This window comes from Wenjunlia vitaminophila DSM 41686, from assembly GCF_000380165.1.
Classification (GTDB): domain Bacteria; phylum Actinomycetota; class Actinomycetes; order Streptomycetales; family Streptomycetaceae; genus Wenjunlia; species Wenjunlia vitaminophila.
This window is the reverse complement of record NZ_KB904636.1, coordinates 38,914-60,896: the sequence shown is the minus strand read 5'-3', so window position 1 is coordinate 60,896 and position 21,983 is coordinate 38,914. Positions and strand designations below refer to the sequence as shown.

Genomic DNA, 21,983 nt, shown 5'->3' with positions numbered 1-21,983 from the left:
TCTGGATTCAGCGAGATCCCCTACCGGAGACCCAGGGCGGGCGCCTAACTTGGCAGACGGTTCGCGGCCCTGCCGCACCAGCCCATTCCCTGCCCAACGAGCGAGGCGCCACCGACCGGATCACTCAGGTCTTCCCGCAACCGCTGCTCTGGGCCACCCCCGCGCCATCCCTCGGATGCCCGGACCACCCGCCGCCCCCGGCCGACCGCCTCGCCCCGCCCCCTCTCCGACAGGTGGAGTCATGCACGAACTACGCGCCCTGCTGCATGAGTACGACCGCGCCCGCGCCTACACCGACGACCTGTGGCGAGACCTCACGCCGGACGAGGTGACCTGGCGCCCACACGAGAACTCCAGCGCCATCGGCTGGCACCTCGGCCACCAAGCCCACGTCGCCCACTTCATGATCCGCAACCTGACCGCGGCCGAGCCCAGCCCCGACCCGGAACTGGACGGGCTCATGGACTCAGCGAACCCGGAGAAGTTCCGCGGCGCACTCCCCACGGTCCAACGGCTCGCCGCGTTCCGCGACACCGTCGCCGAACGCGTCCACGCCCGCATCGGCGACATCGCTGCCGGCGCCGTCGGCGCCCCCACCCAGATGACCATCGTCGCCACGCACCTGCTGACCGCGCTGATTAACCACGAGTACCAGCACGACCAGTGGATCAGCGAGGTCCGCGCCGACAACCTCGGCCACGCCCTCCCGCCCGACCCCGCGTCGGACCGACTCAGCCGCGTCGACGGCTACCTCGTCCTCAACCTCCACGCCTGACCGCCACACGAGACCACTCTCCGTCCCCCTCCAGCCCCCCAGATGACGTGTACGACCGCTGACCAGCCCGGGGTGTTGCCGTGGGTGGTTGCCCGGACGGGATATGCGCTGGTCGCCGCTCATCGCGGGTGGTCATACTGCCGCGATGGATCCAGTGACTCTTGAGACCGACCGTCTGGTGCTGCGGGCCTTCACACCTGCCGACGTGGACGCGGTGTACGAAGCCTGCCAGGACGAGGACATCCAGTTCTACACCCCGGTGTCGGTGCCGTACCGGCGTGCGGACGCGGAGGTGTTCGTCGGCGAGAAGCTTCCCGCTCAGTGGGCCGAGGACAGGGACTACACCCTCGGCGCGTTCCGCAAGGACACCGGCGCCCTGGTCGGCTCGTACTGCCTGACCCTCATCAGCCGCGGCGTCTGGGAGCTCGGTTACTGGGCGGTCAAGGAGCAGCGCGGACGCGGGTACTCGGTGGAGGCCGCTCGGGCCCTGTGCGACTGGGGTTGGGCCACGCTCGACGTGCACCGCATCGAGTGGTGGGCCATGACCGGGAACACCGGCTCGCGTGCCGTCGCCGAGAAACTCGGCTTCACCGTCGAAGGGACACTGCGCAGCAGAGGCATCGCCAACGACGGCACACCGCACGACTGGTGGGTGGGCGGCCTGCTGAGGCCCTGAGCTCGGGCCGGTGCTTCGCCGGCCGTGTTCGCTCTGCCGCGCGGAGGTTCCCAGCTCGGACGGTTCCCGCAGGAGAGCCACACCGATTGGTCATCGGCGGCCAGCCGTGACGTGGCAGTGGCCGCAAGGGTTCCTCGGGTCTGACCAGGACGTGGGCCCGTGCGACCCTGCCCCCTTCTGCCTTCTGCCTTCTGCCGCGGCACTCGCGCGGGATCATCCCGGCGTGGTTTCGTAACCGGCTCCGAACCGTGGAACGTCGCCGGGGGCGAGGTCGGGACGGAGCCGGCGGACGCGCACGGGGTGCCGCCACCGACCGTGGTCGACGGCGGTGTCGCCTTCGAACTCGACCACCAGCCCCGGCTCCACGGTGGTGAACCGCAGCAGGTCGCGTGACCCCCAGTGGGCCGTGACCCTCATCCCTTCCCATGGGTGTGCGGCAGTGCCCGGGGTGAGGAGCCGACCCAGGTCGGCCTGTTGGGCCGCCGCCAGTGGCGTTGTACGGGCGACCAGGCACAGTCGGCCCTCGGGGGTGTGCCGTCCGAGCAGCAGGGTGTGCGGGAGGCGCACGGGCCCGGTGACGGCGCCGGCCAAAGCCTCTGTCGACCGCCGCGACCGCACCTTCAGCCACCCCCTGCGGCCGGGCTCGTACTGCTGGTCGGCGCCCTTGACGACGACGCCTTCCACACCGACGGCCGACCAGTGGCTCATCCACTCCTCGGCCTGTCGACGGTCGGTGCTGGCTGGGCAGAGCGACCACGGCGCGACCAGGTGGTGGTCGGCGAAGAACTCCTCGAGGGCCCTCCGGCGTTCGCGGTACGGGCGGCGGACCAGGCAGGTGCCGGCGCGGTGCAGGAGGTCGAAGGCGATCAAGTGCGCGGGCTCTGTCCGGGCCAGGCGGCTGACGGTCGCGGAGGAGCGGCCCAGGCGGTGCTGGAGCGCGGTGAACTCCAGGCGCCCGCCGGTGTAGACCACCACCTCACCGTCGACCACGACGTCCTCGTTGAGGTCTGTGGCCGCTCGGGCCACCTCCGGGAAGCAGCCGGTCAGGTCGGTGCCGGTCCGGGAGCACAGGCGCACCCGTTCGTCGAGGACGGACAGCAGGGTCCGGTAGCCGTCCCACTTCGGTTCGAAAACCAACTGGCCTGGAAGGGCGCCGGCTACCGGCAGGTGATCGACGGCGCGAGCGAGCATCGGCTCGCGCACCGAACAACAGGACGAGGCCACACCGTCCCCATACCCGCGCACGGCCTCCGAGGTACCAACGGATGGGCCGGTGGAGTGAACGGCCAGCCAGCCGCCTCCGGGAGAACGCACCAACCGCCGGGCTCACCGAACGCGAAGGGCCGCTGCGGGCGAGCCCCTCACGTTCCCGAGACCAAGAACAGGCGTTCACCCCTCCGGGGTCGTGGTCCAGCCGCGGATGGTGGCCAGGACATCGCTCACGCTCGCGCGTCCCTCAGCCACCTCGACGGCGAGGTTGGCCCAGGCCAGGGCGTCGTACTTTCCGTCGATGCCGTGATACTGCAGGAGGTCGATGGCCGCGGCGATGGCGAACGGCCCGTTGGAGTGCTCCAGCATCGGCAGCCGCAGCAAGGTGTGGAACAGAGCCGCCGCCTGGGCGCGGGGTCCCTGGTAGACGGGCGTCTCCGCGACGACGGCCTCGCACCTGGCGATGGCCGCCGCCGGCACGCCCCAGTCATCCACCGCGGGGTCGCCGGGCATCTGCTGGGCGACCGCGGACAGGTGGGCGACGGTCAGCCGGTCGCTCACGCCGCCGCACCCCGCTGCTGCGCCTTCGGACGCGGGTCGATGTCGGCGTTCAGCCGGTCAAGGACGTCGGCTGCCTCCGGGTCGCCCCCGAGCCAGTCCAGGATCTCGCGGGTGGGCGCAGCGAACCGGGCGACCTCCTGATTCACATCCGCCATGACCGTCTGGTGCATGTACGCGTTGACCGACAGCCCCAGTTCGGCGGCGCGGCGGCTGATGCGTTCGGCGTCGTCCTTGGGGACACGCAGCGTCAGGCTCTTCTGCTCCATGACGGCAATGCTATCAATGACGTCACACGGCGAGGCTGGGAACCGGCGTAACCCCCACGGAGCGCCAGGGGAAGCCGACCGGCTACCGACCCAGGCGGGGGCGCTGTGTGCCGCGGGGCGACAGTGGGGACCCGCGGTCGCGGTGCCCCTCGGTCCGTGGGTGGAATCCCCCCACACCTGGCCGGTCATGGTCGCGAGGACCTGACCCGGGCCGCGGCGACGACCGGGGTTGCCGCCGGGGTCACGCCCGGCCGGACCACCGACAGGCGCCCGGAGGACGGAGTGAGTGGCTCGGATCTCCCCGTGACCGTCTCACCCGCCCCGGTCGGGACCGGTCCCGACAGGCTCGCGCTACATCTGGAGCGTCGCCGGGTGAACCGGATCGGATGCGGCTGGTCCGCCCTCACGCACCGCCGATCCCGGGGACCCACCAACCAGGAAGGACGACAGCCATGGGTATGCGCAGGACTCTCCTCGGAACCGTCGCCGCGGCAGGGCTCACCGGAACCCTGCTCACCGCGGTGACTCCCACCACGGCTCACGCCGACGAGGGCTGCAACTTCAACAATGCCAGGACGGTCGCGTCCACCTCGATCAAATCCCGCGGAATCGAGCTGCGGGCCAACCGAACATGTGCGTGGGGCAGGATCTTCGGCTCCCCGGGCGACCTGGTGTGGGTGGACCGCAGCACCGACGGCGGGCGGACCTGGCAGCAGCTCAGCATCACCCGGATCGAGACCGGCGGCGGCCACCACACCCACGCCTTCAACAACCAGGGGAATCTCATGCGAGCGTGCGGCAAGGCCGGCAACTATCCCGAAGTCGCCTGCACCACCTGGTGGTGACCCGGCCCCCGCGGAGCGAACCACGTGTCCGCCGACGAGACCCCAGCGGGCGATGGTCTTGCTCAGTCGCTCCTCGTCGGCGGGCGCGACCAGCTCGTTCACGAGCTCGTGGCGAGCGTGCGCCGGACGCGGTAACCCTTCATCGCGGCGTCGCGCGCTGGGCGACGAGCATGTGGGACGTGCGCGCCGTCCGGTTCGGACCGCCCTCGAGAGCGGCGCCGGGGCGGGGAGAGCGACCCGCCATACAGAGCGACCCGCCTACGGAGCGGCGTGTGCGGACGGCTCCGGCATCGACGCGTTCCCGCTGGTGACCCAGCCAGCCTCGGCCCCCTGACCCTCGTACCTCCCCGGGGAGCTGCACCGGTATTGATTGTTGGGGGTGGAGCTCGAGCGGCTCGATGAAACTGAAGGCCGGCGGGGGCGGGTACCGGCAGGTCGAGCTCAGGTGGCCAGCGCCGCTGTGGGGCCGCCTCCGACTGGGTTCACGCGGGTATGCCGCCGCGGGCGATGACGTCCGCGTACCAGTGGGCGCTGGACTTGAAGGTGCGGCGCTGAGTTGCGAAGTCGACATGGACGATACCGAAGCGTTTGCTGTACCCGTAGGCCCACTCGAAGTTGTCGAGCAGGGACCACAGGAAGTAGCCCCGTACGTCAGCACCGTCCTTGATCGCCCGGTGCACGGCGGCCAGATGGGCGTGCAGATAGGCCGTCCGCTCGGGATCCTTCACCGCGCCCGACGGGTCGGCGTAGTCGTTGTAGGCGGCGCCGTTCTCGGTGACCACCAGTGGCAGGCCCGGCAGGTCGTCCCGGAGACGGATCAGCAGTTCGTGCAGTCCGTCCGCGTCGACGGGCCAGTCCATCGCCGTACGGGGCCCGGGGGCGGGAACGAAGCGCACGTGCTGTTCCGCGCCCGCCCACGGCGACGGCGACTCGGAGGTGCCGGCGGCGACCGTGGTGGGGGAGTAGTAGTTGAGACCGAGCGTGTCGAGCGGCGCGGCCACGGTCTTGAGGTCGCCGTCCTTGACGAAGGACCAGTCGGTGATCGCCGCGGTGTCATGGATGAGGTCCTCAGGGAGCCGCCCGTGGAAGAGCGGGTCGAGGAAGATCCGGTTGCCGACGGCGTCGATCCGGCGGGCCGCGTCATGGTCCCCCGGCGCGTCGGTGTGGGCGCGTACCGCGTGGAGGTTGAGTGTCACGGACACCTCGGCCGGAGTGGGCAGCGCCGCGCGCAGCGCCCCTACCGCGAGGCCGTGCGCCAGGTTCAAGTGGTGCGCCGCACGCAGAGAGTCCACGGCGCTGGTACGGCCGGGGGCGTGCACACCGCTGCCATAGCCGAGGAAGGCCGTGCACCAGGGCTCGTTGAGGGTGGTCCAGGTCCCCACGCGGTCGCCGAGTGCCTCGGCGACGAGGCGGACGTACTCAGCGAAGTGGTACGCGGTCTCCCGATGGGGCCACCCGCCCGCGTTCTCCAGCTCCTGGGGCATATCCCAGTGGTAGAGCGTGGCCACCGGCCGGATACCAGCGTCCCGCAGCTCGTCGGTGAGCCGTCGGTAGAAGTCCAGCCCCTTGCGGGCGGCCTTGCCCCGGCCGGTCGGCTGGACGCGGGGCCAGGCGATGGAGAAGCGGTAGTCGGTCACGCCGAGCCGCCGCATGAGCGCGATGTCCTCGCTCACCCGGTGGTAGTGGTCGGCGGCGATGTCGCCGGTGTCGCCGTTGCACACCTTGCCGGGGGTGCGGCTGAACGTGTCCCAGATGGATGGAGTGCGGCCGTCCTCGGTGGCGGCGCCCTCGATCTGGTACGCGGCGGTGGCGGTGCCCCAACGGAAGCCCTCGGGGAACCGGAGCGTCGTGGCGGTGCGGGGGCGGGTGTCGAGCGCGGACATGAGCGTGGAACTCCCGGGGGTGAGACGACTGTGGTGTGGAGGGCGCAGGGCCTGGCGTGCCGGTGTCGGGAGCCCACCCTGCGTGGTCAGCCCTTGACCGCGCCCTGTGTGATCCCGCCGACGATCTGCCGGCCCAGCAGGCCGAAGACCAGCAGCACCGGAAGTGTGCTGAGCAGGGTGCCCGCCATGATCACGGACTGGTCGTTGACGTAGCCGCCGCCGAGCTGGCGCAGGGCGACCTGGACGGTCGGTTCGGAGGAGGTGAGGGCGACGATGGGCCAGAAGAAGTCGTTCCATGCGGCCATGAAGGTCAGCAGGCCGAGGGCGGCCATGCCCGGCCGGGCGATCGGCACCACGATTGACCAGAAGATCCGTGCGCTCGATGCGCCGTCGACCCGGGCCGCCTCGATCAGTTCGTCCGGCAGCGACTGCACGAGGAACTGCCGCATGAAGAACACACCGAAGGCGGAGACGAGTCCCGGCAGGATGACGGCCTGGAGCTGGTTCACCCACTGCAGTTCGGCGATCAGCATGAACAGGGGGATGACGCCGAGCTGTGGCGGGATCATCATGGTGCCCACGGTGACGGCGAGCAGCGCCCCGCGGCCGCGGAAACGGAGCTTGGCGAAGGCGAACCCGGCGAGCGTGCAGCACAGCACGGTGCCGAGGGTGATTGACCCGGACACGATGAGGGAGTTGAGGAGTGCCGTGCCGATGTCGGCCTCCTCCATCACGGCCTCGAAGTTCTGCATCAGGTTCGGGCCCGGCAGGAGCGCCGGCGGGACCTGCGCCATGTCGGCGTTGGAGCGGCTGGCTGCGACGATCGTCCAGTAGAAGGGGAAGGCCGAGACGAGCACGGCGACGATCAGGACCGCGTAGGCGAGCTTCCCGCCCCGCATCGTGCGTCCTGCCTGCGAGCGTCGTCGTCCGCGCGCGGCGGGCCGTTCGGGGGCCGGGTGCGTGACGGGCGGATCGGTGAGCGCGGTCATCGGCCGGCCTCCTTGCGGGAATGGCGGCGGGTGATGAGGGCGTTGGCCCCGACGAGCGCCAGGATCAGCAGGAACATCACCCAGGCGATGGCGGCGGCCCGGCCCAGGTGGAAGAAGCCCCAGCCCTGCTCGTACATGTAGAGCCCGAGGGTCTGGTACTGGTGTGAGATGCCGCCGGAGACGGATCCCTCGAAGAGCAGCGGCTCGCCGAAGAGCTGGGTGGCACCGATCGTGGAGACGATGACCGTGAAGACGATCGTGGGTCGCAGCCCCGGCAGGGTGACGTGAACGAACTGCCGCCAGCGTGATGCCCCGTCCATCTCGGCGGCCTCGTAGAGCTCGTGCGGTATGGACTGCATGCCTGCCAGGTAGATCAGGGCGTTGTACCCGGTCCAGCGCCAGATGACGATGGTGGAGACGGCGATCTGGGAGGCGACCGTGCCGGTCTGCCAGTCGACCGGGCTGATGCCGACGAGCCCGAGCCCGTAGTTGATCAGGCCGAAGTCACGGCCGAAGAGCTGGGCGAAGACGAGCGTGGCGGCGGCGACGGAGGTCGCGTACGGAAGCAGGATCGCAGTGCGGAAGAACGTCCGCCCGCGCAGTTTGTAGTTGAGCACGTGCGCGAGGCCCAGCGCCATGACCAGTTGGGGGACGGTGGACAGCACCCCGATGGTGAAGGTGTTGCGGAGCGAGGTCCAGAAGAACTCGTCGGCCAGCAACGCGGTGTAGTTGTCCAGCCCGCGCCACTCCATGTCGCCCGGCGTCTGGAGTTCCACCCGGTACAGCGACACGTAGGCCGTGTAGATCAGTGGGAAGAGTCCGAAGGCGGCGAACAGGGAGAAGAAGGGGGCGATGTAGGCGTAGGGGGAGAGCTGGCGCCACACGCGCCGGATGCTGGACGGCCGGCTCGCTGGGTTCGGTCGCGCGGATGCGGTGAGGGTCACGTTGCGGCCCTTCGGGAGGAGTCGGTGCCGGGGCGGGGACCCTCCGGGCCGGTCCGGGCGGGGCAGGAGTTGCCCGGACCGCGGCGCGGAGGTGACTGGTCACCCGATGATGTTCTTGACGCCCTTCTTGGCGTTCTCCCATGCCTTGTCGGGCTTCGTGCCCTTGCGCTCCACCTCACTCAGCGCATTGGTGATCTGCTGGGCGACGTTCTGGTCGTGGACGCCGAGAACCTGTACGGGGGCGGCCTCGGCGGCCTCACCGAAGATCCGTCCGATCGGGGCACCGGAAAAGTAGGGATCCGTCGCGTCAGCGATCTGCGCGATGGCAGCGGTGGCCGACGGGAAGTTGCCCTGTTTGGCGAAGATCTTGGACTGTTGCTCGGGCGCCGTGAGCCACTTGATCAGCTCGTACGCCTCCTTCTTGTGCTTGGCGGCGCGGGGGACGGCGAGGTACGAGCCTCCCCAGTTGCCGGCGCCGCCCGGAAGCGCGGCGATGTCCCACTTGCCCTTGCCCGTCTCGCCGGCCTGGCCCTTGATGTAGCCGAGCATCCACGCGGGGCAGGGGAGGGTCGCGAAGGATCCGGCCGAGAAAGCCTGATTCCACTGCGGCGACCACTGGTCGAGCTTGGCGCTGAGACCTGCCTCGGACGCCTCGATGGAGGCGTTCCAGGCGTTCTCGATCGCCGGGTTGGTCTCCCAGATCAGCGCGCCCGAGTCGTCGTAGTAGCGCTCCTCCTCTTGCCCGATCATGATCGAGAAGAGGCTGCCGACGCTGTCCAGCCAGGCGCTCTTGCTCGGAGCCTTCGCCTTGTACTGCCTGCCGAGCTCCAGGTAGCCGTCCCAGGTGGCCCAACGCTTCGACAGTACCTCGCGGTCAGTGGGCAGTCCCGCCTGCTTGAGGAGGTCGGTGCGGTAACACATCGCCTCCGGGCCGACATCGGTGCCGAGACCGAGCACCTCGCCGTTCCGCCCTGTGGCAGCGGCCCACTTGGCCTCGGCGAACTGCCCCTTGAGCGCGTCGGCGCCGTACTTCCGGAGATCCTCGAACTTGTCGGCCTGCTGCTGGGTGACGGAGGCGATCCGGCCCACCTCGACGCCCTGGACATCGGCGAGGCCGGCGCCCCCGGCGAGCCGGGTCTGCAGCGACCTCCAGTAGTCGGCCTCGTCCTCGGTGTCCGTCTGCTTGATCGTCACATTGGGGTGGAGCCTTTCGTACTCGGCGTAGAGCCCGGCCTCCTTGTAGCCAAAGGAGCCAAACAGGTCGACAGTGATCGTGACCTTCCCGTTAGCGCTGTCAGAGGCGCCATCCGACGACCCCCCGCAAGCAGCGAGCAAGGCCCCGGCGAGCACGACCGCCCCCAAGCGGAATGCGGCTCTCTTGGCGGCTCGGGCAGTGGGCATGGGAAGCCTCCCTTGGCTCGGGGGTCGCACGAGCGCAACGTGAGAGCGCTCTCAGCATGCCAGGGGAGCCTGCCTGTGAAGCGCACGATCCGTCAAGACTTGAACACTTAACAGGTCTGATTCGGCCTAGGTGTCGGGTGTGCGCCCTGTATTGACAGCCATGTTTCAGGAGTTCTACGTTTCAGGCCATCTGAGAGCGCTCTCGGATTGAGTCCGGAGACAACCAACCGCACTCCGCGCGTTCCCGCCTGCACCGCCGTACATCGCCGTATGCGCCGGGCACCGCTGGCTTCGACCGCGGTGCTCGGCGGCCTGCCGCAGCCGTATCGCTGTTGAGCCGCTCTGCCCATCGTGATGATATGAGGTGTTCCGCATGCCAGTCCCTCGCCCGCGCTCAGCCGCCGCGCTGGCACTAGCTGCCGCGCTGGCGGCCGTCGGACTCGGTCCGCTGGCGCCCTCCGCCGCGGCCGCCACCGTCCCCGTAGGGGCCGGCAGCTACTCCGACACCCGGCCCGCCGGCACCTCCGGCCCCACCACGAACACAGGCACACCCGTGACGCCCAAGCTCACTGCCGCTGCCAAGGACCGGCCGGTACCCACCAACGACTGGTGGTCCTCGCTCGCCTTCCAGCGCTACGGCGACAACCCGTACTCCACCCCCATGTACGGCCATCCCCTCACCTACCAGGCGGTCGCGGGCGGACTGGAAATCGGCTACCCCACCAACCCCGCCATCGTCGGGGACGGCCGCCAGTACGAGTTCGCCCACAAGCGGGACCTCACCCTCGGCGTGGCCGGGCTGAACTCGCCTGACACCAAGGCCGACGCATGGTCCGACTGGACCGTCACCCCCTACTGGTCCGACGGCACCCACACCCTGCGCACCACCATCGGGCACGGCCTGCCCTTCGTGTACGCCCAGGGATCCGGCGGCAACGCCCAGATCACCACCGCGGGCACCGCCGCCGTCTTCGCCGACGAGGGCAACATCCTGGGCATCACCGTCGCCGGCCACCACTATGCCCTCTTCGCCCCCACCGGCAGCGACTGGAACGTCTCCGGTTCCACGATCAGCGCCGGCCTCGGCGGCAAGGACTACTTCTCCCTCGCCGTCCTGCCCTCCACCGAGGCGCTCGCGACGTACCGGAAGTACGCCTTCAACTTCGTCACCGGATCCCGGGTTGACTGGGACACCAGCGACGGCACCGTCCGCGCTACCTACAGCCTCACCACACAGGCCAAGGAAGGCACGGGAAGCGGTACCCTCCAGGCCCTCTACCGGCACCAGTGGCTGCACACCACCGACCCCCTCACCTCCTACACCTACGTCTCGCCGCGCGGAACCATGAAGGTCCGTGAGGGCACGGCCTTCACCACCGTCCAGAAGGCAGCCCCGGTCCTGCCCGGCCTGCCCCGAACCAGCGCCATCGACGCCGCGAGGCTGCGCGGGTACCTGAATGAGGTCGTCTCCTCCTCCGACCCGTTCTCCGGAGCCGTCGACACCTACTGGACCGGCAAGGCGCTCGGCAGACTCGCCCAACTGGTGTCGCTCGCTGACCAAATAGGCGAGACCGCGACCCGCGACAAGCTTCTCGCCCTCCTCAAGGGCCGCCTCCAGGACTGGTTCGCCGCGGGCGGAGCGAACGAGTTCTCCTATGACCGCGACTGGAAGACCCTCACCGGCTACCCCGCCTCCTACGGCAGCGACACCGAGCTCAACGACCACCACTTCCACTACGGTTACTACGTCTACGCGGCCGCGATCATCGCCCAGTACGACGCGGACTGGGCCGCCGACTCCGCCTGGGGAGGCATGGTCAAGACCCTCGTCCGCGACACCGCCAACCCCAGCCGCACCGACACCGCCTTCCCCTTCCTGCGGGGCTTCGACGTCTACGCCGGACACAGCTGGGCCTCCGGCCACCAGGGCTTCGCCGCGGGCAACAACCAGGAGTCCTCCTCGGAGTCCACCAACCTCAGCGCCGCCCTCGTACTTTGGGGCTCGGCCACCGACGACGCCGCTCTGCGTGACCTCGGCAGCTACCTGCTGGCCACCGAGAGCGAGGCCATCGCCCAGTACTGGTTCGACTCCGACCAGCAGGTCTTCCCGGACTCCTTCGGCCACGACACCGCCGGTATGGTGTGGGGAAGCGGCGCCGCCTACGCCACCTGGTGGACCGCCAACCCCGAGGAGATCCACGGCATCAACGCCCTCCCGGTCACCGGCGGCTCACTCCACCTCGGCGGCCACCAGGCCGCGATCCGGCGCAACATCGCCGAAATGGAGCGGGAGAACGGCGGACCAGCCGTTGAATGGCGCGACATCCTCTGGGAGTTCGAGTCCCTCGCCGACCCGACGGCCGCAAGGGCGAAATGGGACGTGGGCCACGCCCAGTACACCCCGGAGACGGGGGAGTCCAAGGCGCACACCTACCACTGGATCACCAGCCTGGACGCCCTCGGCGCCCCCGACACCTCGGTGACCGGCGACATCCCGACCTCCGCGGTCTTCGACAAGGACGGGACCCGCACCTACGTGGCTCACAACTACGGCTCCGCAACCCGCACCGTGACCTTCTCCGACGGCAAGGCCCTCGCCGTACCCGCCCGGTCCACCGCCACCGCGACCGGCTCGGGACCCGACCCGGAGCCCTCGACCGGCAACACCTTCCAACTTCGCTCCGGCGGCGTCCTCACCACGTCCACCGGCGGCACGCCCGGCAGCGACACCATCCCCTCGGCCGGTGGCGCCAACTACGACGGCACCCCCAACAAGCCGCTGGTGTACGAGGCCAAGGGCGTCAACGCGACCTTCAGAACCGGCGGTACCACCGCGTTCCGCCTACCGGTGGACGCCGGTACGGCCGTTGGCCTCGGCCAACAGGCCCGGATCAGCTACGACCTCACCGGAGACGGCACCTTCGACCGGACGGAGACGTACCACTACTTCGCCACGGATCCACTCCCGGGCTGGGAGGAGTACAACCAGACCCGTGGCCTGAAGTCCGCCACCGGCGCCCTCGGTGACCTGCGCGGCGGAACGATACGCCTGGAGGTCTGGAGCGCGATCGGCAACGCGGACTCCCGTCTCCAGACGGGTACGGACACCGCCGTACTGGTCATCCCGTACGACTGACGCAACCGGACGACCCCCTGAGGGGCGGCGGCTGGGGCCCGGGCCCCAGCCGCCGCCTCATGCCGACGCCCGCCGGACCAGACTCGTCTGCGTGATCACAGATGCTGGTGCCGCATCACTCCGTCCCTGCAGCAGACGCATCAGGAGCTTCACCATGAGCCGACCCATGCCCTCGATGTCCTGACGCACCGTGGTGAGTGCCGGTTCGGTGTCTCTTACCACCGAATCCATGTCGTCGAAGCCAACCACTGCGATGTCCTCCGGCACCCGAAGTCGGCGCTCCCGCAGAGTGTGCAGCGCACCCGCGGCCATCAGGTCGTTGGCAGCGAAAACCGCGTCCAGTTCCGGCCGCCGGTCCAGCAGCTCGGCCATGGCGCGGGCCCCGCTCTCCCGGGTGAAGTCGCCCTGGCACAGCAGCGCCGGATCGGGGTCGACCAGCACGTCGTGGTAGCCCGCGATCCGGTCCAGCGCGGAGGTCTGGTCACGCGGGCCCGCGATGTGCGCGACGCACCGGCGCCCCAGGGACACCAGGTGCCGTACTGCCTCCCGGGCCCCGCCGCGATTGTCGCAGTCGACGAACGGCACGCTCAGGCCCGAGCCCACCGGCGGGCGTCCTCCGAACACCGCCTGGACACTGCTCCGGGCGATCAGCGCCGGCAACCGGTCGTCGCTGTGCAGGGAGAAGGCGAGCGCGCCGTCCACATGCCCTCCGTCCAAGTAGCGCGCGATCCGCTGGTGATCGCCGACACCCTCCACCCACAGCAGCACCATCTGCGAGTCATGAGCGGTCAGCTCCCGGCTGATCCCGCGCACCTGCTGCTCGAAGAACGGGTCGGAGAAGACCCGGAACTCCGGTTCCGCGATGATGACGGCCACCGCGCCATGACGCCGAGTGACCAGCGAACGAGCCGCGTGATTCGGCACATAACCCAGGTCCTCGACCGCCTTGCGAACCTTGTCCACCAGATGCTGACGCACGCCCGCACCGCCGTTGACGACCCGCGAGACCGTCGCCCGGGACACGCCGGCGTGCGCCGCAACGGCTTCCAGCGTGGGGCGGGACGCCCCAGTGGTCTGCTCGGGCAAGGCGGCCAACTCCTCGTCTTCATCCGCGGCCTGGGCCGCGCCGCTGATCCGACGCGGATCAGGATAAACGCTACCCTCCGATTTTTGAGAGCGCTCCCAGAACGCTGTGACGAGGATGACACGGATGTGTTTCCATGTGCTCGCGGAGCGGGCCTGGTGTTCGCCGGGGCCGCCCGGTTGGGGGCGGCGGACCCGGTTCCGGGGTGCCGGGCGCCACGGGCGCGCTGGACGTCATCAACGTCACGCTGACCCACGGCGTGAGAGGACGGCCCCGGGCCCCGGCGGTCTGGGGGCTGCCACCCGGCCACTGCCTGCGTCTGTCGCAGCCGTCGTCCGCCGAGCAGGTCCTCGACACGATCCGCACCGCAGCGCGTCGTGCCACGGACACCCTGCTCGTGTACTACTCGGGCCACGGCCTCATAGACCCCGACTTCGACAGCCTGTTGCTCACCCTCCCCTCCTCCGACGTCGACCGCCCCTATTCGTCCATCGCCTACGACGGCGTCCGCCGCGAAATCCTCAACGCGGGCCGCACGGTGAACGAGGGGATCGGCCCCGTCCTGGCCGAAACGCACCTCCGTAGCGGTCGGGTCCTCAGGTGCTGGCGACCGTGTTGGTAGGGTCCCCAGCGGTTCCGGATACGTAGCGCAGGGGAGGCGACACTGTCCGTGCACTCAGTGGGGGAAGCGGGTACCGACAAGGACGCCGCTGGGGCGGAACGAGCCGCGTGGTGGCGTCGCGCAGTGCGCAGCGCATGGTTCGACAAGGCCCTGGTGGGAGTGCTCTTACTGGGAACGGCCGGGGGGTGTACGGCTGTCCGGACCTGGCGGGAGGCCGAGAGACGGGCGGACAACCAGCAGGTGCTGCGCCAGGCATGTGACGGCATGCTGGACCGGGCCGGGATCGCCAGCGCGTTGCCTGACGGTGAAGAGGCCCACGACGAACGGTGGTCGAGCACCTCCTCCGGCGCCGTCCTCGAGGGGTACGGGGTGGTCGGCGCCGAAACCTACCTGTCCTGCGAGCTGTACCTGGGCACGGACAGCGATGCCGAGGGCGACCCCTACGTGCAGGTCACCGTGACTCGCGTGGCTGTCCCGGCGCTCCCCGGAGTGGGGGTGACGTCACTGGTCGCCGACGACCGGAAGGAGAACGCCCCCCAACAAGGCACCGCCTCGGTGCGGGTGCGGTGCGCCGAGCCGCTGCCCGGCCACCCGGGAGCCGTCGACACGTTCGAGGTCAGCGCGGACGTCGGGTCCTCAGCGGACGCCGCCAGGGCCGCCGAGTCCAGGCTGGCGGTGGATGCGGCGAACCGGGTGCGCCGGGCCGTGGGCTGTGTCGCCCCCCGGGTGGAGGCCTCACGGGTACGGGTGGTTCCGGTCGCCAGGGTGGACGAGGAGGTGGCGGAGGCGCGGCGGATGGCGGGCCGGGTGCGGGCTTCCTGCGGCTGGTTCGCCCCGGGGCCGTTGGGCCTGGCCCCCGACCCGGTGCTGCCGGGGGCGCCGGCGGTGATCGAGCAGGACCCACCGGTGGACATCCGGTGGGAAGCCGCCGCCTCGGGGGAGCTGACCTGGGGCAACGGGTGCGTGCTCGCCCACGTGTCCTTGGACACGTTGGGTAGGCGGGAGCCTGACGACGAGCCGGAGGTGACCGTGGGGAGTTGGGCCGGGGCCGCGGCACAACAGGCCCGCATCGAGCACGGGAAGGAACTGGCGGAGCTGGGGGACGGTCGCGTGGTGTCCCCTCCCGAGCCGCCGGATGACGAGCCGGACCCCGGGCGGCGGGACCCCTCCCTCACCCCGCTGTACGTGGTGTGGCTGGAGACCCGCTGCGGCGGCGCTCCGGGGCTGCACCGGATCACGGTGAGCGGCCGGCACACGAAGGCGCTGCCGGACCTGGCCGACGCCGTTACGAGCCAGTACCTGGCACACGCGGGGAGCTGGCCACGGCGGGCTGACTGCGGCGAGGTCCACCCGCTGGGGAGGGGATGGCAGTGACCGACGATTCGGAACTGCGGTGGTGGTACCGGGGGCACCGGCGGCGCAACGCGGTGCTGGCCCTGGTGGGCTTCCTGGTCGCCGGTGGGGTGGCATGGCTGGTCAGCGGACTTGTGGACGGCGGGGACGCGGTCAGCCCCCGCGAGGCGCTGGGCCGCGGGTGCGGCGGCGTGATCGCGGTTGACGAGGCGATGCTGCTCTTCGACGGGGTGGAGCTGGCACGGTGGAACGACCACATGAGGGCCAACGGGACCTGGTGCCGGTTCCGGGAGCGTGGAAGTGAACAGGACATTCCCGACCTGTTCTTCGAAGTAGGCGTCCCGACGTTCCACAGTGGTCCCCGGGGAGAGCCGGAACACGCGCCGCTCGGCGGGCAGTGGACCGGATCGTTCTTCCGGAACTCGCAGGACGCGCACACTGGGATGGTGACGGTCCTGCTCGGCTGTGATGAAGAGGGGTTCGCCTCGTTCGGGTGGGACGGTCTGCTGCTCACCGTCACGGCCACCCTGGAGGAGGAGACCTTCGAGGACCGGGGGAAGCGTCGGGAACTGGCCGCGCTCGCCACCGCGACCGCACGCAATCTCAGCGAGCGCGAGGACTGTGGCCGAGGCGTTGGGCAGTCGGCGCCGGACGTTCCCCGTGTTCCGCGTGTCTGGGAGTACGAGGACCTGGAACGGGCGGACGGCACCTGTGCCGGGTTGCTCGATCGTGCCACCGCGGCCCGACTCGGCGTCCGCAACGTCTCCGAGACGGCCGCGGAGCGGGGCGTCCTGGAGGACTGCGCCCTGCGGGGCTGGCGGGGCGCGCCGCTGTACACGATGGAGGCGGCCTACGGCCCGTACGGTGCCGCCGCCCTGGAGTTCCTCCCGGCGGGCCGGAACGACACAGAGAGCCGGGAGCTGTTGCGTCAGCAGCAGGTGCGGGTGATGACCGCTCAGTGCCCGGGCATGGGTACGGCGGTCTACACGGTGCGGTCCGCCGTCAGGGACGCCGAGCACTCGAGCCGGCTCCTACCGCACGACCAGGAGCTGGCAGAGGTGCTGGAGTCCTTCGCCGAGCGCTCGGCGCGGCGGCACGGCTGTTCCGGCCCGGTGGTGTGGGACAGGCGGTGACGAGCCAGGCGCCGGTGTCGCTTCGACGTCACCGGTGGGGAAGATCCAGTGCCGTCAGGCTGGTCGGTGTGGTGACGCTGCTGAACTCCGGCGTTGTAGGGGCCCGTGCGCGCCGGCGCCGATCGACCGGCGGCACCGGCCGCCACGTGCCGCTCACCGCAACGGCTACGTCACATCCGGGGCCGTCCGGCGACTGTGCCAGGCGCTGTGCCTGCGCGATGTGCTGCCGGACCTGTTCTGCGGCGGAGCTCGCGAGTTCCCCCGCGGTCTCGGCACGATCGACGCGCCAGGAGACGTTGGCGAAACCCCGGGAAGTGGTGTGCGCGGGCCGAGACGGCCACCTGGAGCGTCGAGCAGAACCGTCGATGCGTGGCGCCCCCCGCCGATGGTGGCCCTGACCGTTGCGCCGGGGTCCGTCAGTGCAGGCGGCGGGCGCTGACCTCCTGGTCGAGCCGCCAGGTGTGTCCGCCGTCGGTTGATCGTTCGTTGCGCCAGTGGAAGGTGCCGGTGGTGATGTCGGTGAAGGTCCAGCGGATGAGGTCGCTGCCAACGGCGCGTTCCATGACGATCTCGTCGTCGATCTGGCGGGCGTACATGTGGACCTGGTCGCCGTGGGCGGTGCCGTGGAAGGTGAACCGCCACAGTTGTAGGCGCGGATCCCAGATGCGTACGCACAGCCCGCACTCCTGGTCCGCGGCGCGGTCCGCGGTGAGGATTTCCTCGCGCGCTGGCCATTGCCAGACATCCAGGACGGCTCTGCCCTCCAGCGCGTAGCTGAACTCCCATTCGCCGCTGACGCGGCGGGCTGGTGAGCCGTTGGTGGGGTAGTAAGTGATCTCGGTTGCCCAGTGTCCAGTCAGACGCCCGAACTGTTCCATCTCGGTCGCGTACAGGTTGCTGGGGCCGTCGGCGAGCAGCGTCTTCACGTGTGCGTCCCCACGGTCGTGAGCGGGGTCAGGGCGGAGGCGAGGCAGTCGACGATGGGAGCGGCGTGGGCACCGTCCGGGTCGAGTTCCGGATCGTAGATGGCGACGTCGAGCCCTACCACCCGGCCGGTGCCGGTGAGGGTCGAGAGGAGTTCGGCGAGCTGGGGGAAGTCCAGGCCCGGACGCCCCGGGGAGTCCACCGCAGGCAGGACGCGTTCGTCGAGCACATCGAGGTCGAGGTGGAGCCAGACGCGGTCGAGCTCGCGCTGCTCCAGGCGGCGGATGACCCGCTCGCCCAGATCGGCGATGCCGATCCGCTGGATCTCCTGGGCGGTGAACCGGGTGACCGGGGGTGCCTCCTCCTCCGCCTCCTCCCGGTCGCCGATCTGGATCACGTCCTGGTCGGCGACCAGTGGTCGGCCCACCACCGGCCAGTGGGTGAGCAGCAGCTCACCACGGCCGGTGGCCAGGGCCAGGTCCATTCCAGCCGCCGAGCCGAGGGACGAAGCGGTGTCGTAGTTGCCGGGGTGACGGAAGTCGCTGTGTCCGTCGAGGTGAACCAGGCCGCAGCGCCCCTGACGCCGGGCCCCCAGCAGGCACCCCAGCAGGATGCTGCAGTCGCCGCCCAGCACGAGCGCGAACCGGGAGGCGGCGAGCGCGGACTGGACCGCCTCGCCGAGCCGCAGCGCGTGCTCGCGGATGGTCACCCCGTTGCGGATGCGGGTCGCCGGCTGCGCGTCGAACTCGTAGGGCGGACGGTCGAGCTGTGCCACCCGGGCCGGCCGCAGACGTGCTTCCAGCCCCGCCGACAGCAGTGCTTGGGGGGTCCGCCACGTTCCGGGTTCACGCCCCGGCCAGGGCGGTCGTAGGCCGATATTCCAGGGGGCCGCGATGAGCTCGACGGCGGCAGCCATGGGTGTCTCCTGTCAGCTGAGCGAGGTATTCAAACCGGATAACATCAGTACACTGGTTGGATGGAATGAGGCAAGCTCGAGGAGGGCGGTCACGCGTGACGGGAAACATCCAGCCTCACACCTTCAGGAGTCGTGACCTGGTCGGCGGGCATATCGTCATCGACCTGGTGAACACGGTCACGGCGCGTGACGCGGAGCCGATCGACTGGCTCGACGGCTACCCGCGCGTCCTGGAATGGGCCGCCCTCACTGGTCACTTCACCCCGGACGACCTCACTGACCTGCGTCGGCTGGCCGAGACCGAGCCCGGCAGGGCCAAGCTGGCCCTGGACCGCACCCGCGAGCTGCGCGAGGCTCTGCACGACCTGATCACGGCGCTGATCCACGAAGGCGCTCCAGATCCCGCGGGGGCGGTTGAGCAGTTCGAGGACCACTGGAAGCACGCGGTCGCCAGTGCGCGTCTCACCGTCCGCGGGACCGGGCCGCAGCTCCAGGTCAGCGTCGGGACGTCCGGGGCCGAGTACCTCAACCACGAACTGGCCCTACAGGCATTCGATCTGCTCCGGGCGCTGCCACTGGAACGCACCCGTGTCTGCCCCGGGCTGCGATGCGGCTGGGTGTTCATCGACAGTTCCCGGGGTGGCCGCCGCCGATGGTGCGACATGGCCACCTGCGGGAATTCCGCCAAGGGCCGAACCCACTACCAGAGGAAACGGGCCGGCGGCATGGCTCAGGCCAGGCCCTGAGGGCGCTCTCGACCGTGCCGCCGGTGTGCCCGGTGACCTGGGCCAACAGGGCGATACCCGCGGTGTTGTAGTGGTGTTCGCGCCGTCTACGGCCAGACCCCACCTGCGGCCCGGTACTCGTTTCGCCGGGCCCGGGCGGGTCGTGGAGGCGGAGGGCCGGCAGCCTCGTCGCATTGGTGCCCGGTGCCCCGGGGGCGTTGGCTGGCCCCGGGGCACCATGGCCCCGCGGTAGGACCAGGACGTTCAGTCTCCGGCTGGTTCAGTCCTCGTCCGGCACCGCGACAGCTCCGTCCCGGCCGTGCGTGCGGTCAAAGATCGGGTTGGCGACGGAGGTCTCCCGGTGCATGACGTCGGCCTCCTCGGTGCGGCCTTCCACCCGGAGGGTGCGGATCACGTCGTGGGCGACCGGGGCCTCGTTCCACTCGTACGAGCCGGACCTGTAGACCTCCAGCGCGGCGTCGAAGTCGGCATGGGCCTCCGGGTACCGGCCGACTTCGCGGTAGGCCACACCGCGCAGGTGACGCGCCATGGCGCCCGCGTAGGCATCGCCAGCCACGGCACAGGCGTCCACGGCGTGAGTGAGCGGTGCCTCGGCGTCGGCGTCCTGGGGACGCCCAGCGCGCAGGTGCAGCCAGCCGACGTCCCGCTGGGTGTGCGCCACCCACATTTCGTTGCCGAGCTGCTCGAACAGCGCGATCGCCTCGCGGGCGGTGGCGGCGGCGTCATCGAGCTGTCCCATGCCGGCGAGGACGCGAATGCGGGTGTTGTTCACTCGGCCGACCCACAGCCGCTCGCCCATCGGGCCGAAGATGCCCTCTGCCCTGCTGTAGCAGTCGACTGCCTTCTGACGCTCTCCGAGGAGCCGGTAGATCTTGCCGAGGGCGTACTCGGTGGCGCCTTCCCAGCGGCGGTCGCCGAGGAGCCTGGAGTCGTCCCTGGCCGACTCCAGCAGCGGGGCCGCCTCCGACGGACGGCGCAGACAGCCCAGTGTCTCAGCCAGGGTGCGCCGCAGAGGTGCCTGAGCCCTCAGGTCACCCGCGTGTTCGGCGACTCGCAGTGCCCCCCGCTGGCTCTGCTCGCCCAGCTCCGGTTTCCCACGCCAGCGCTGCAACTCGCCCATCAGCTCAAGGTCTCCGAGGGTGTGCCAGGAGTCGCCAGCGAGCGGAGCCGGTCCGCGGCGATCGTCATGCGGTCGAGGGCGGCCCGGTAGTCGCCCTTCACGGAGTGCGCCCGGGCGACGACCATCGCGTCCCGGGCCCATGAGACCCGGTCCCCGGAGCTCTCCGCTGCATCTTCGCTGTTCGAGGCCAGCAGCGAAAGCGCCCTGTCCGGGTGACCCTCGGCCAGGGCATCCCTCGCGCGTGCCCTGCGGAGCCCGGCCAGCACCCGCGGCCGTCTCTCCCCGGGAGCGTTGAAGAGCCAGTCGGCGGAGTTCGGGTCCAGAGTGATGTCGTCGAGGAAGTACGACAGCGCCTCCCCGATCTCCGCCGCCACTGTGATCAGTCCGAGGTTTCGCGCACGGTCGATCGCCCAGACAAGACGCTTCTGCTCTTTGGCGACCCACTCAGCGGCTGTCGTCGCCGAGGGTCGTGCACGCGGTAACTGCCTTCGGAGTCGCCGCCCCCTTCTCCGTGCAGTGTCTCCATCATCGCGACCTCGACCAGTTCGTCGCCGGCCGCGAGACCGGCCCCGCGGGTGGCGGCGAGCCGGGCGAAGTGCCAGTCCGCCAACCGGCCTGCGGGCAAGGAGGCGAGCAGTGCGGGGGGCGGCGCCATCTTTACGTGGCGGGGATGGCGAACAGGTGACTCATCGCGGCCAGGACGGAGGGCTCCACGCGGTAGAAGACCCAGGTGCCGCGGCGTTCGGAGGTGAGCAGGCCGGCTTCTTTGAGCTTCTTCAGGTGGTGGGAGACGGTCGGCTGGGAGACGCCCACGTCGGAGATGTCGCACACGCACGCCTCCCCGTTCTCGTGCGAGGCGACCGCGGTGAACAGTCGCAGGCGAACCGGATCACCCAGGGCCTTGAACATCGCGGCGGCGCGTTCGGCCTCCACGGCGGTGAAGGGGCGTTCGGTCAGCGGTGGGCAGCACGGCTCGACGCCCGACTGGAGTACCTGGAGCTGCCTGGTGGTGGACATACGCCTATGTTGACATATGTCAAAGCAATGGGGGGAGCAAGGAGCGTCGCGGGCCGCTCGCACCGCCCCCCTCTGCGTACACCGCCACCTTTGCTTCGAGAGATATCTGTTCTGAGTGAGTCAAAGTGGGGGGTGGCGTGCGGCCCGTCGATGACCTGTGAATCGGTGAGGGTGTTCGTGTCCGAGCGCGCTGGTCTGCCGGTTGTCGCTGTTGGTGCCGGTCCTGTCGGGCTGGCTGCTGCGGCTCACGTTGTTGGGTGGGGGCTGCTGGTTGTGGGGGCCGGGTCCGGTGCGGGTGGGGGAGTGGGGGCATGTGGGGTTGCTCTCCACCTGGGGTGGGCTGGTCGATCCGGCTGTCGGGAAGCTGCTGGGGTCTACCGGCT

The 21,983-nt window shown here is 70.1% G+C and carries 21 protein-coding genes; 8 read left to right on the top strand and 13 right to left on the bottom strand.

What is annotated here, in order from left to right; genetic code table 11:
- The first annotated feature begins 241 nt into the window (after positions 1-241).
- On the top strand, positions 242-775 hold the full coding sequence (locus A3IG_RS0102855; RefSeq protein WP_018382038.1) for a DinB family protein: 534 nt from the start codon (positions 242-244) through the stop codon (positions 773-775).
- 145 nt (positions 776-920) lie between these two features.
- Positions 921-1,451: a GNAT family N-acetyltransferase gene (locus A3IG_RS0102850; RefSeq protein ID WP_026219838.1), complete on the top strand. Its 531-nt coding sequence runs from the start codon at positions 921-923 to the stop codon at positions 1,449-1,451.
- Between the two features lie 213 nt (positions 1,452-1,664).
- Here the strand turns inward: A3IG_RS0102850 and A3IG_RS28380 are convergent, their stop codons facing one another.
- From A3IG_RS28380 to A3IG_RS0102835, 3 genes are all read right to left on the bottom strand, one after another.
- The gene (locus A3IG_RS28380) at positions 1,665-2,654 is read right to left on the bottom strand and encodes an ATP-dependent DNA ligase (RefSeq protein WP_236719197.1); all 990 of its coding nucleotides are present in this window, start codon (positions 2,652-2,654) and stop codon (positions 1,665-1,667) included.
- Between the two features lie 186 nt (positions 2,655-2,840).
- The gene (locus A3IG_RS0102840; protein ID WP_018382035.1) at positions 2,841-3,221 is read right to left on the bottom strand and encodes a hypothetical protein; all 381 of its coding nucleotides are present in this window, start codon (positions 3,219-3,221) and stop codon (positions 2,841-2,843) included.
- Positions 3,218-3,487 carry a toxin-antitoxin system HicB family antitoxin gene (locus A3IG_RS0102835; RefSeq protein ID WP_018382034.1) on the bottom strand — a complete coding sequence of 90 codons (270 nt, stop codon included), beginning with the start codon at positions 3,485-3,487 and terminating at the stop codon, positions 3,218-3,220. Before A3IG_RS0102835 ends, A3IG_RS0102840 begins: the two co-directional genes overlap by 4 nt.
- Positions 3,488-3,939: 452 nt before the next feature.
- On the opposite strand from A3IG_RS0102835, the gene A3IG_RS0102830 reads away from it, so the two are divergent.
- Positions 3,940-4,332 carry a glycosyl hydrolase gene (locus A3IG_RS0102830; RefSeq protein WP_104530647.1) on the top strand — a complete coding sequence of 131 codons (393 nt, stop codon included), beginning with the start codon at positions 3,940-3,942 and terminating at the stop codon, positions 4,330-4,332.
- 482 nt (positions 4,333-4,814) lie between these two features.
- Here the strand turns inward: A3IG_RS0102830 and A3IG_RS0102820 are convergent, their stop codons facing one another.
- The 4 genes from A3IG_RS0102820 to A3IG_RS0102805 form a co-directional block, all read right to left on the bottom strand.
- A complete protein-coding gene (locus tag A3IG_RS0102820) occupies positions 4,815-6,215 on the bottom strand; it encodes a GH1 family beta-glucosidase (RefSeq protein ID WP_018382031.1) in 1,401 nt (466 codons plus the stop codon).
- Between the two features lie 86 nt (positions 6,216-6,301).
- A complete protein-coding gene (locus A3IG_RS0102815) occupies positions 6,302-7,204 on the bottom strand; it encodes a carbohydrate ABC transporter permease (protein WP_018382030.1) in 903 nt (300 codons plus the stop codon).
- Entirely contained in the window at positions 7,201-8,148 is a 948-nt protein-coding gene (locus tag A3IG_RS0102810) for a carbohydrate ABC transporter permease (RefSeq protein WP_026219837.1), read from the bottom strand. The genes A3IG_RS0102815 and A3IG_RS0102810 overlap by 4 nt, the downstream gene beginning before the upstream one ends.
- Positions 8,149-8,247: 99 nt before the next feature.
- Positions 8,248-9,549 (bottom strand): ABC transporter substrate-binding protein, encoded by a 1,302-nt coding sequence (locus A3IG_RS0102805; protein WP_026219836.1) that lies wholly within the window; start codon positions 9,547-9,549, stop codon positions 8,248-8,250.
- A 373-nt stretch (positions 9,550-9,922) separates the two neighbouring features.
- Here A3IG_RS0102805 and A3IG_RS0102800 point away from each other — a divergent pair, with 373 nt between their 5' ends.
- The gene (locus tag A3IG_RS0102800; RefSeq protein ID WP_018382027.1) at positions 9,923-12,685 is read left to right on the top strand and encodes a glycosyl hydrolase; all 2,763 of its coding nucleotides are present in this window, start codon (positions 9,923-9,925) and stop codon (positions 12,683-12,685) included.
- Between the two features lie 57 nt (positions 12,686-12,742).
- Here the strand turns inward: A3IG_RS0102800 and A3IG_RS0102795 are convergent, their stop codons facing one another.
- The gene (locus tag A3IG_RS0102795; protein ID WP_018382026.1) at positions 12,743-13,771 is read right to left on the bottom strand and encodes a LacI family DNA-binding transcriptional regulator; all 1,029 of its coding nucleotides are present in this window, start codon (positions 13,769-13,771) and stop codon (positions 12,743-12,745) included.
- 203 nt (positions 13,772-13,974) lie between these two features.
- Between A3IG_RS0102795 and A3IG_RS0102790 the strand changes: the two genes are divergently transcribed.
- The 3 genes from A3IG_RS0102790 (at position 13,975) to A3IG_RS0102780 (ending at position 16,877) form a co-directional block, all read left to right on the top strand.
- Positions 13,975-14,391 (top strand): caspase family protein, encoded by a 417-nt coding sequence (locus A3IG_RS0102790; protein WP_018382025.1) that lies wholly within the window; start codon positions 13,975-13,977, stop codon positions 14,389-14,391.
- Between the two features lie 123 nt (positions 14,392-14,514).
- A complete protein-coding gene (locus A3IG_RS0102785; RefSeq protein ID WP_018382024.1) occupies positions 14,515-15,765 on the top strand; it encodes a hypothetical protein in 1,251 nt (416 codons plus the stop codon).
- Positions 15,762-16,877, top strand: a complete 1,116-nt coding sequence (locus A3IG_RS0102780) for a hypothetical protein (RefSeq protein ID WP_018382023.1) — start codon at positions 15,762-15,764, stop codon at positions 16,875-16,877. The genes A3IG_RS0102785 and A3IG_RS0102780 overlap by 4 nt, the downstream gene beginning before the upstream one ends.
- A 416-nt stretch (positions 16,878-17,293) precedes the next feature.
- Here the strand turns inward: A3IG_RS0102780 and A3IG_RS0102775 are convergent, their stop codons facing one another.
- Both A3IG_RS0102775 and A3IG_RS0102770 read right to left on the bottom strand, forming a co-directional pair.
- Entirely contained in the window at positions 17,294-17,803 is a 510-nt protein-coding gene (locus A3IG_RS0102775) for a hypothetical protein (RefSeq protein WP_018382022.1), read from the bottom strand.
- On the bottom strand, positions 17,800-18,717 hold the full coding sequence (locus A3IG_RS0102770; RefSeq protein WP_026219835.1) for an arginase family protein: 918 nt from the start codon (positions 18,715-18,717) through the stop codon (positions 17,800-17,802). Before A3IG_RS0102770 ends, A3IG_RS0102775 begins: the two co-directional genes overlap by 4 nt.
- A gap of 95 nt (positions 18,718-18,812) precedes the next feature.
- Between A3IG_RS0102770 and A3IG_RS0102765 the strand changes: the two genes are divergently transcribed.
- Complete coding sequence (locus tag A3IG_RS0102765; protein WP_018382020.1) at positions 18,813-19,463, top strand: CGNR zinc finger domain-containing protein; 651 nt, start codon at positions 18,813-18,815, stop codon at positions 19,461-19,463.
- Between the two features lie 259 nt (positions 19,464-19,722).
- Here A3IG_RS0102765 and A3IG_RS0102760 read toward each other — a convergent pair whose 3' ends face one another.
- From A3IG_RS0102760 to A3IG_RS0102750, 3 genes are all read right to left on the bottom strand, one after another.
- Positions 19,723-20,583, bottom strand: coding sequence for a tetratricopeptide repeat protein (locus A3IG_RS0102760; protein ID WP_018382019.1), 861 nt, complete (start codon positions 20,581-20,583; stop codon positions 19,723-19,725).
- Positions 20,583-20,957, bottom strand: coding sequence for a hypothetical protein (locus A3IG_RS34065; RefSeq protein ID WP_018382018.1), 375 nt, complete (start codon positions 20,955-20,957; stop codon positions 20,583-20,585). The genes A3IG_RS0102760 and A3IG_RS34065 overlap by 1 nt, the downstream gene beginning before the upstream one ends.
- Before the next feature lie 283 nt (positions 20,958-21,240).
- Positions 21,241-21,600, bottom strand: a complete 360-nt coding sequence (locus A3IG_RS0102750; protein ID WP_018382017.1) for an ArsR/SmtB family transcription factor — start codon at positions 21,598-21,600, stop codon at positions 21,241-21,243.
- Between the last annotated feature and the right edge of the window lie 383 nt (positions 21,601-21,983).

Bases quoted from the DNA above. Each gene is read 5' to 3' on its own strand.
- A3IG_RS0102750 (WP_018382017.1), bottom strand. From the start codon at position 21,600: ATGTCCACCACCAGGCAGCTCCAGGTACTCCAGTCGGGCGTCGAGCCG.
- A3IG_RS0102850 (WP_026219838.1), top strand. From the start codon at position 921: ATGGATCCAGTGACTCTTGAGACCGACCGTCTGGTGCTGCGGGCCTTC.
- A3IG_RS0102815 (WP_018382030.1), bottom strand. From the start codon at position 7,204: ATGACCGCGCTCACCGATCCGCCCGTCACGCACCCGGCCCCCGAACGG.
- A3IG_RS0102830 (WP_104530647.1), top strand. From the start codon at position 3,940: ATGGGTATGCGCAGGACTCTCCTCGGAACCGTCGCCGCGGCAGGGCTC.
- A3IG_RS0102820 (WP_018382031.1), bottom strand. From the start codon at position 6,215: ATGTCCGCGCTCGACACCCGCCCCCGCACCGCCACGACGCTCCGGTTC.
- A3IG_RS0102855 (WP_018382038.1), top strand. From the start codon at position 242: ATGCACGAACTACGCGCCCTGCTGCATGAGTACGACCGCGCCCGCGCC.
- A3IG_RS0102835 (WP_018382034.1), bottom strand. From the start codon at position 3,487: ATGGAGCAGAAGAGCCTGACGCTGCGTGTCCCCAAGGACGACGCCGAA.
- A3IG_RS0102770 (WP_026219835.1), bottom strand. From the start codon at position 18,717: ATGGCTGCCGCCGTCGAGCTCATCGCGGCCCCCTGGAATATCGGCCTA.
- A3IG_RS0102800 (WP_018382027.1), top strand. From the start codon at position 9,923: ATGCCAGTCCCTCGCCCGCGCTCAGCCGCCGCGCTGGCACTAGCTGCC.
- A3IG_RS0102760 (WP_018382019.1), bottom strand. From the start codon at position 20,583: ATGGGCGAGTTGCAGCGCTGGCGTGGGAAACCGGAGCTGGGCGAGCAG.
- A3IG_RS0102805 (WP_026219836.1), bottom strand. From the start codon at position 9,549: ATGCCCACTGCCCGAGCCGCCAAGAGAGCCGCATTCCGCTTGGGGGCG.